The organism is Kitasatospora sp. NPDC093558, from assembly GCF_040683475.1.
Lineage (GTDB): Bacteria > Actinomycetota > Actinomycetes > Streptomycetales > Streptomycetaceae > Kitasatospora.
The window spans coordinates 1-8,009 of record NZ_JBFBDY010000293.1 but is presented as its reverse complement, the minus strand read 5'-3'; the positions used below and the strand labels follow the sequence as shown (position 1 = coordinate 8,009).

Sequence of the window (8,009 nt, the reverse complement as noted above, 5' to 3'; positions counted from 1 at the left end):
CGACGCCGGCGCCCCGGCCGGCTGGGCGGCCCGCAGCCCGGCCAGGGCGTGCGGGACCCGGGCGCAGCGCCGGCAGGTCCGCCGAGAGGGCCGCCAGCGGCGCGTCGGGGGCGAGCGCCAGCGCGGCCGACGCCCCGTGCGCCAGCGCCGGGTTGAGGCCGCCGCCGGGTTCGTCGGCGACCACCACGGCGCCGAGCGCGGCCAGCCGTCCACCGGCCTCGCTGTCCCGGGTGACCACCAGGACGCGGGCGACGCCGGGGGTCGCGAGCGCGGCGGTGACGGTGTCGAGCGCGAACGAGAGCGCCAGGTCCGCCCGGTGCGGCCCGGCGTACGGGGCCAGCCGGGACTTGGCCAGGGCGAGCGGCTTGAGCGGCAGCACCAGCGACCAGCCGGCGGTGGGTGCGGCGGGCGCGACGGGCCCGCTGGGGCGTACGGTGTCCTGGGTCATCGGCGTCATTGTGACGCCGGTCCCGGAGCCCCCGCCAGGCCGTCCCAGCTGTGCGGACGTGCGTTTGATCACGACTGCGTGGCGTGCTGGCGCGGTCGCTCGACAGCCGGTGAGCGGGCGGGCGACACTGTTCCGCGCCCGGGACCGGGCACCAGGCAGCCGGTGCTCCGGCGCCGGGAGGCAAGGACCGCGGCACCGGGGTGCCGCACGGATGAGGAGGACCTGGGGTGGCCCGCCGCTCGCACGCCAAGTTCGGCAACGCCGACTACGGCATCTGGTACCGCTTTGCGGCCGTGCTGGTCAAGCCGGTGACGACCGCACTGGTGAAGCCCGACTGGCGGGGCTGGGAGCACCTTCCCGACGAGGGTGGATTCATCGCCGCGGTGAACCACAATTCGATCATCGACCCGCTGGTCTACGCGCACTGGCAGTACAACAGCGGCCGCCCGCCGCGGATTCTCGGCAAGTCCTCGCTGTTCTCGATTCCCTTCATCGGATTCATGCTGCGCAAGACCGGCCAGATTCCGGTGTTCCGCGAGTCGACGGACGCCGCGCAGGCGTTCCGGGCCGCGATCGACGCCGTCAACGGCGGCCAGTGCGTGCAGTTCTACCCCGAGGGCACCCTCACCCGGGACCCGGACCTGTGGCCGATGACGGGCAAGAGCGGCGTCGCCCGGGTCGCGCTGATGACGGGTGCGCCGGTCATCCCGGTCGCGCACTGGGGCGCCCACGAGATCATCCCGCCGTACGGCCGGCCCGGTTACGGGAAGGGCAAGTTCAACCTCTTCCCGCGCCACAAGGTGGTCGTCGCGGCCGGGCCGCCGGTGGACCTGAGCAAGTACCAGGGCCAGGAGCTCACCGCGCAGGTGCTCGGCGACGCCACCGAGGACATCATGGCGGCGATCACCGACGTGCTGGCCGGCATCCGCGGCGAGGAGCCGCCCGCCGAGCGCTACGACATGCGCAAGGCCGCCCGCGAGCGGGCCGCCGCCGCGCTCGCCGAACGCCGCCGCGCCAAGGGCGGCCCGAACACCGAGGAGGCCGCTCAGTGACCCGTTGCGCCGTGATGGGGACCGGCTCCTGGGGCACCGCGTTCGCGATGGTGCTGGCCGACGCCGGCAGCGAGGTCGTGCTCTGGGCCCGCCGCCAGGAGCTGGCGGACGCCGTCAACGCCACGCACGAGAACCCGGACTACCTGCCCGGCGTGCGCCTGCCCGACTCCGTCCGGGCCACCACCGACCCCGCCGAGGCGCTGGCCGGCGCCGACTTCGCCGTCCTGGTGGTGCCCTCGCAGACGCTGCGCGACAACCTGGCCGCCTGGGCGCCGCTGATCGAGCCGCAGACCGTCCTGGTCAGCCTGATGAAGGGCATCGAACTCGGCACCGCGAAGCGGATGAGCGAGGTCATCGACGAGGTCGCCAAGGTCGGCCCGGAGCGGGTCGCGGTGGTCAGCGGGCCCAACCTGGCCAAGGAGATCGCCAATCGGCAGCCCGCCGCCAGCGTCGTCGCCTGCAGCGACGAGGCCGTCGCCAAGCGGCTCCAGGCGGCCTGCCACACGCCCTACTTCCGCCCGTACACCAACACCGACGTGGTGGGCTGCGAACTCGGCGGCGCCGTCAAGAACGTGATCGGCCTCGCCGTCGGCATGGCCGCCGGCATGGGGCTCGGCGACAACACCAAGGCGACGCTGATCACCCGCGGGCTGGCCGAGACCACCCGGCTCGGCGAGGCGCTCGGCGCCGACCCGCACACGTTCGCGGGGCTCGCCGGGATGGGCGACCTGGTCGCCACCTGCTCCTCGCCGCTGTCGCGCAACAACACCTTCGGCATGAACCTGGGCCGGGGGATGTCCCTCGCCGAGACGATCGCGGCCACCCGGCAGACCGCCGAGGGCGTCAAGTCCTGCGAGTCGGTGCTCGACCTCGCGCGGCGCAGCGGCGTCGACATGCCGATCGTCGAGGCCGTCGTCGACGTGGTGCACAACGGCCGGCCCACCCAGGAGGCGCTGCAGGCGCTCATGTCCCGTTCGGCGAAGGCCGAACGGCGCTGAGCGGCGGCCGACGGGGCGGTTGACTTTCCGGAAACACGTCGCACGGTAGTCTCAAACGCGATATGAGCATCGAACAGTCCTCCCCGAACCCGTCCGCCCCGAAGCCCCGCGTCGCGCTGGTGTTCGGCGGACGCAGCTCCGAGCACGCCATCTCGGTCTCCACCGCGGGCAGCGTGCTCAGGGCGATCGACCGCGACAAGTACGACGTGCTGCCGATCGGCATCACGCACGAGGGCCGCTGGGCGCTGACCAGCGACGAGCCGGCCCGGATGGCCATCACCGACGGCAGGCTGCCGGACGTGGCGCACGTCGCCGAGTCCGTGGACGGGCAGGTCGCGCTGCCGGTCTCGCCGGGCAGCCGCGAGGTGCTCCTCAGCGAGCCGGGGAGCACCCCCAAGGCGCTCGGCGAGGTCGACGTGGTGTTCCCGCTGCTGCACGGCCCGTGGGGCGAGGACGGCACCCTGCAGGGCCTGCTGGAGCTCTCCGGGGTTCCGTACGTGGGCAACGGCGTGTTCGCCAGCGCGGCCGGCATGGACAAGGAGTTCGCCAAGCGGATCCTCGCCTCGCACGGTCTCGGCGTCGGCCGCTACACCGTCGTGCGACAGCGCGACTGGGAGACCGAGGAGGGCCGTGCGGCCGTGCGCGAGCGGGTGGCCGAGCTCGGCCTGCCGCTCTTCGTGAAGCCCTGCCGGGCCGGCTCCAGCATCGGCATCACCAAGGTCAAGGACCTGGCCGAGCTGGACGCCGCGATCGAGGAGGCCCGCCGGCACGACCCCAAGCTGATCATCGAGGCCGGGGTGACCGGCCGAGAGATCGAGTGCGGCGTGCTGGAGTTCGAGGACGGTCCGCGGGCGAGCGTGCCCGGCGAGATCATGGTCGGCGGCGACTACGAGTTCTACGACTTCGAGGCCAAGTACATCGACTCCTCGGACGTCCAGATCCCGGCCAAGCTGACGGCCGAGGAGACCGCCGAGATCCAGCGCCAGGCGGTGGCCGCGTTCGAGGCCTTCGGCTGCGAGGGCCTCGCCCGGGTGGACTTCTTCCTGCTGGAGGACGGCGCCTGGATGATCAACGAGATCAACACGATGCCCGGCTTCACCCCGATCTCGGCCTACCCGAAGATGTGGGAGGCCACCGGGGTCGCGTACCCGGAGCTCATCGACCGGCTGCTGCAGGCGGCGCTGCGGCGCTCGACCGGGCTGCGCTAGTCCGCGCGGAACGTACGCACGCAACGGCGGAGGGCGGGCCGGGAAGCTCCCGGCCCGCCCTCCGTTCGTCCGTTCCGGTCAGCCCGGGATGGTGGCCTTGACGGCCGCGGTGACCGCCGACGCCGGGTCCAGCGGGCTGTTGTAGACGCCGGGCGGGGTGGTCACCTCGACGTACGCGGCGCGCATCGTCGTGACGAAGCGGTAGCCCCCGTCGTCCAGCTTCTGCGACCACCACGTGACGTCGTCGATCGTCGGCGACATGTCCTCGGCGTGCGCGCCGTCGAGCGCCTCGGGCCGGTCGACGCCGCACCGCAGCACCGTCCGGGGCGTGGTGTCCCAGACGGCGACGTACGGCGAGGACGGCGACGGGTCCTTGCGGGCGTGCCCGAGCAGTTCCTTCGGCAGCGCGGCGGCCAGGTTCCGGCAGTAGCCGGCCGCCTTGCCGCTCGGCGTCGGCACCTCGATGTCCGCCGGTCCGCTCCAACTGCCGAGCAGCACCACGACGGTGCAGGTCAGCGCGACGGGCGCGGCGAGCCAGCGGACCGGCGCGGGCAGGGCCGCCAGGACGCGGGGGACGCGGAGTTCTCTGGGCACCAGCCGATCGTAGCCGTGCCTTACAGGTGGACCACGGGACAGGTGAGGGTGCGGGTGATGCCCTCGACCTGCTGCACCTTGGCCACGACCAGGCGGCCGAGGTCGTCCACGGTGTCGGCCTCGGCCCGGACGATCACGTCGTAGGGGCCGGTGACGTCCTCGGCGGTGAGCACGCCGGGGATCTTGGAGATCGACTCGGCCACGGCGGTGGCCTTGCCGACCTCGGTCTGGATCAGGATGTACGCCTGTACCACGGGGGCCTCCCGGCGGCCGGTTGGGGGGATCGCCGCCGTGCTCGCCCGGTAGGACATCGGGTGGGAAACGGGCTCACCGGCAGTCTGATCACCACGCTACCGCGCAGCGGGCCGGGGAGGGGAGACCTCTGCGCCCCGGGAGGGCGTACGCTGCGCGCGGGGGGAGCGACGGGGATCGGATCCGGACGGCTGCGCCGTCCGGCACGGCAGCACGATTCGGCTTGAAGCGCGAGAGGACGGCAGATGCAGGGGACCGTGGGCGAGCTCGGCGAGTTCGGCCTCATCAGGGAGCTGACCGCCCGGGTACCGCTCACCGACGCGGTCGACCTCGGCCCGGGTGACGACGCGGCGGTGGTGAAGGCCCCGGACGGCCGGGTGGTGGCCACCACGGACGTCCTGATCGAGAACCGGCACTTCCGCCGGGACTGGTCCACCGCCTACGACGTCGGCCGCAAGGCCGCCGCCCAGAACCTCGCCGACGTGGCCGCGATGGGCGCGGTGCCGACCGCGATACTGCTCGGCCTGGTCGCCCCCGCCGACCTGCCCACCACGTGGGCCACCGAGCTGATGGACGGACTGCGCGACGAGTGCCAGGTGGCCGGCGCGACCGTGGTCGGCGGCGACGTGGTGCGCGGCGACACCGTCACGCTCGCCATCACGGCGCTCGGGGACCTCCAGGGGCGCGCGGCCGTGCTGCGCTCCGGCGCGCAGGTGGGCGACGTGGTCGCGGTGACCGGCTGGCTGGGCTGGTCCGCCGCCGGACTGACGGTGCTCCAGCGCGGCTTCCGTTCGCCGCGTGCCTTCGTCGAGGCCCACCGCCGGCCCGAGCCGCCGTACCACGCGGGCCCGGCCGCCGCCGAGTTGGGCGCGACCTCGATGATCGACGTGAGCGACGGGCTGGTCGCCGACCTCGGGCACGTGGCCCGGGCCAGCGACGTGGACATCGACCTCAAGGCCGCCGACTTCGACGTGCCGGCGCAGATGGCCGACATCGGCCAGGCCGTCGGCGTGGACCCGCTGGTCTGGGTGCTGTCCGGCGGCGAGGACCACGCGATCGTGGCGACCTTCCCGCGCGGGATCCAACTCCCGGCCCGCTGGCGGGTGGTGGGCGAGGTGACCGGACGGCCGCGGGGCACCCGCGGCGGCCGGGTGACGGTCGACGGCGCGCCCTGGGACCGGGTCGGCGGCTGGGACCACTTCGCCGAGTGACGTACGCAGTACGGCTGATGGGGCTCGGACACGCGTACGGCACGTCACGCTCCCGGGTGCCGTGAACGGGATTAGCGGGTCGGATTTGCGTAGGCTTGCGCGGGATCGAGCCCGCCCGCCCTCCGGCGCGGGTGGTCCGAACCACTGCGAGCGGAGAACACACCAACCATGCGCATCGGTGTTCTGACCAGCGGCGGCGACTGCCCCGGCCTCAACGCGGTGATCCGCTCCGTGGTGCACCGGGGCACCGATGTGCACGGTGACGAGATCGTCGGGATCCTGGACGGCTTCCTCGGCCTGATCGAGGGCCGCACCCGGCCGGTCTCGCACGACGACGTCACCGGCCTGCTCACCCTCGGCGGCACCATCCTCGGCTCGGCCCGGGTGCGGCGCGACCGGATCGCCTGGGCGGTGGAGAACGCCAAGACGCTGGCCAGGGACATCGGCATCGACGCGCTGATCGCGATCGGCGGCGAGGGCACGCTGACCGCCGCCAAGCTGTTCAGTGACGCCGGACTGCCGGTGGTCGGGGTGCCGAAGACGATCGACAACGACATCGACGCGACCGACGTCACCTTCGGCTTCGACACCGCGGTGCACGTCGCGACCGAGGCGATCGACCGGCTGAAGACCACCGCCGAGTCCCACCAGCGCGTCATGGTGGTCGAGTTGATGGGCCGGCACACCGGCTGGATCACGCTCACCGCGGGCATGGCCGGCGGCGCGCACGGCATCCTGATCCCGGAGAAGCCGTTCGACATCGAGGCGGTGGCCCGGATGGTCGAGGACCGCTTCGCGCGCGGCAAGAAGTTCGCCATCATCGCCGTCGCCGAGGGCGCCGCCCCGAGGCCGGGCACGATGCGCTTCGACCACGGCGAGGTCGACCAGTTCGGGCACCGGACGTTCGGCGGGATCGGCAACCGGCTCGCCCACGAGCTGGAGGACCTGCTCGGCAAGGAGGCCCGCCCGGTCATCCTCGGCCACACCCAGCGCGGCGGCACCCCGACCGCTCGGGACCGGGTGCTCGCCACCCGGTTCGGGTGGCACGCGGTGGAGGCCGTCCACGCGGGCGCGTTCGGGCACTTCACCGCGCTGCGCGGGAGCGCCATCGAGCTGCTGCCGGTCGCGGACGCGGTGACCCGGCTGAAGACGGTGCCGGAGGACCGCTGGGCGGAATCCGAGGCCGTGCTCTGAGCAGGCGCGGGTAGGTTGGGGGCATGGCCCACCCGTCACCCACCCCCGCCCTTGGCCGACGCGCTTCGCGCGGCCCCTCTGGTGCCCCTCCCCGCGTGCTCACCGTCGCCGGCTCCGACTCCGGCGGCGGCGCCGGCATCCAGGCCGACCTCAAGGCGATGCTCGCCCTCGGCGTCCACGGCATGAGCGTGATCACCGCCGTCACCGCGCAGAACTCGCTCGGCGTCCAGGGCTACTGGGAACTGCCCGCCGAGGCCGTCCGGGCCCAGTTCCGCAGCGTGGTGGACGACATCGGCGTGCAGGCCGTGAAGACCGGGATGCTCGCGTCGATCGAACTCGTCGAGACCGTCTCCGATCTGCTGGCGGGGGTGGACGCCCCGGTCGTCGTCGACCCGGTCGGCGTCTCCAAGCACGGGGACGCGCTGCTCGCCGCCGAGGCGGTCGCGACCGTCCGCGAGAAGCTCCTGCCGGTGGCCACCGTGGCCACGCCCAACCTGCACGAGGTGACGCAGCTCACCGGCCGCACCGTCGAGGACGAGGGGCAGATGCTGGACGCCGCCAAGGCGCTGCTCGACCTCGGGCCGCGCTGGGTGCTGGTCAAGGGCGGGCACCTGGAGGGCGAGGCCGCCGACCTGCTGTACGGCGGGCCCGGGGAGGAACACTGGTACCGGGCGCCGCGCTACGACAACCGGCACACCCACGGCACCGGCTGCACGCTGGCCAGCGCGATCGCCGCCGGGCTCGCCAAGGGCGAGACGCTGCCGGAGGCGGTCGGCTCGGCCAAGGAGTACATCACCGGGGCGATCGCGGGCGGCTTCGCGCTCGGCGCCGGCATCGGCCCGGTCGACCACGCCTGGCGCTGGCGCTGAGGAACACCGGTGGGCGGGCCCTCGTCAGGACCCGCCCACCGCCGCGGTGCGTCCGGAGGGACGCCGCGGAAAGCAGAAAACAGTGGAGCCGGTCCAACCGAGGATTGTGCGGCGCCACTGGAGGTACGGCATGCCGGGCTGCGCGTCAGCGGGAGACCGTAACGGCCGTTATGCACGTGGTGC

8 protein-coding genes and 1 pseudogene are annotated in these 8,009 nt (G+C 73.4%); 6 read left to right on the top strand and 3 right to left on the bottom strand.

What is annotated here, in order from left to right; translation table 11 throughout:
• A pseudogene (locus AB0O00_RS23955) lies at window positions 1-448 on the bottom strand (2-phospho-L-lactate guanylyltransferase); the annotation flags it as partial.
• A gap of 227 nt (window positions 449-675) precedes the next feature.
• On the opposite strand from AB0O00_RS23955, the gene AB0O00_RS23950 reads away from it, so the two are divergent.
• The 3 genes from AB0O00_RS23950 to AB0O00_RS23940 all read left to right on the top strand — a co-directional run bounded on the left by AB0O00_RS23950 (window position 676) and on the right by AB0O00_RS23940 (window position 3,706).
• A complete protein-coding gene (locus AB0O00_RS23950) occupies window positions 676-1,500 on the top strand; it encodes a lysophospholipid acyltransferase family protein (RefSeq protein ID WP_363654951.1) in 825 nt (274 codons plus the stop codon).
• Window positions 1,497-2,498: an NAD(P)H-dependent glycerol-3-phosphate dehydrogenase gene (locus AB0O00_RS23945; RefSeq protein ID WP_363654949.1), complete on the top strand. Its 1,002-nt coding sequence runs from the start codon at window positions 1,497-1,499 to the stop codon at window positions 2,496-2,498. The genes AB0O00_RS23950 and AB0O00_RS23945 overlap by 4 nt, the downstream gene beginning before the upstream one ends.
• A gap of 62 nt (window positions 2,499-2,560) precedes the next feature.
• On the top strand, window positions 2,561-3,706 hold the full coding sequence (locus AB0O00_RS23940; RefSeq protein ID WP_363654947.1) for a D-alanine--D-alanine ligase family protein: 1,146 nt from the start codon (window positions 2,561-2,563) through the stop codon (window positions 3,704-3,706).
• Between the two features lie 78 nt (window positions 3,707-3,784).
• On the opposite strand, the gene AB0O00_RS23935 is transcribed toward AB0O00_RS23940, so the two are convergent.
• Together AB0O00_RS23935 and AB0O00_RS23930 are read right to left on the bottom strand one after the other, a co-directional pair.
• Window positions 3,785-4,300: a DUF3515 family protein gene (locus AB0O00_RS23935; protein WP_363654945.1), complete on the bottom strand. Its 516-nt coding sequence runs from the start codon at window positions 4,298-4,300 to the stop codon at window positions 3,785-3,787.
• A 20-nt stretch (window positions 4,301-4,320) separates the two neighbouring features.
• Window positions 4,321-4,554, bottom strand: a complete 234-nt coding sequence (locus AB0O00_RS23930) for an Lrp/AsnC ligand binding domain-containing protein (protein WP_218205768.1) — start codon at window positions 4,552-4,554, stop codon at window positions 4,321-4,323.
• Between the two features lie 243 nt (window positions 4,555-4,797).
• Here AB0O00_RS23930 and AB0O00_RS23925 point away from each other — a divergent pair, with 243 nt between their 5' ends.
• The 3 genes from AB0O00_RS23925 (at window position 4,798) to thiD (ending at window position 7,826) form a co-directional block, all read left to right on the top strand.
• Entirely contained in the window at window positions 4,798-5,763 is a 966-nt protein-coding gene (locus AB0O00_RS23925) for a thiamine-phosphate kinase (protein ID WP_359969579.1), read from the top strand.
• A gap of 168 nt (window positions 5,764-5,931) precedes the next feature.
• A complete protein-coding gene (locus AB0O00_RS23920; RefSeq protein ID WP_363654943.1) occupies window positions 5,932-6,957 on the top strand; it encodes a 6-phosphofructokinase in 1,026 nt (341 codons plus the stop codon).
• A 23-nt stretch (window positions 6,958-6,980) separates the two neighbouring features.
• Window positions 6,981-7,826 carry a bifunctional hydroxymethylpyrimidine kinase/phosphomethylpyrimidine kinase gene (gene thiD, locus AB0O00_RS23915; protein WP_363654941.1) on the top strand — a complete coding sequence of 282 codons (846 nt, stop codon included), beginning with the start codon at window positions 6,981-6,983 and terminating at the stop codon, window positions 7,824-7,826.
• The last annotated feature ends 183 nt before the right edge of the window (window positions 7,827-8,009 follow it).

What these genes read in the sequence shown, in the direction of transcription:
- thiD (WP_363654941.1), top strand. Translation starts at nt 6,981, where the DNA reads ATGGCCCACCCGTCACCCACCCCCGCCCTTGGCCGACGCGCTTCGCGC.
- AB0O00_RS23925 (WP_359969579.1), top strand. Translation starts at nt 4,798, where the DNA reads ATGCAGGGGACCGTGGGCGAGCTCGGCGAGTTCGGCCTCATCAGGGAG.
- AB0O00_RS23920 (WP_363654943.1), top strand. Translation starts at nt 5,932, where the DNA reads ATGCGCATCGGTGTTCTGACCAGCGGCGGCGACTGCCCCGGCCTCAAC.
- AB0O00_RS23940 (WP_363654947.1), top strand. Translation starts at nt 2,561, where the DNA reads ATGAGCATCGAACAGTCCTCCCCGAACCCGTCCGCCCCGAAGCCCCGC.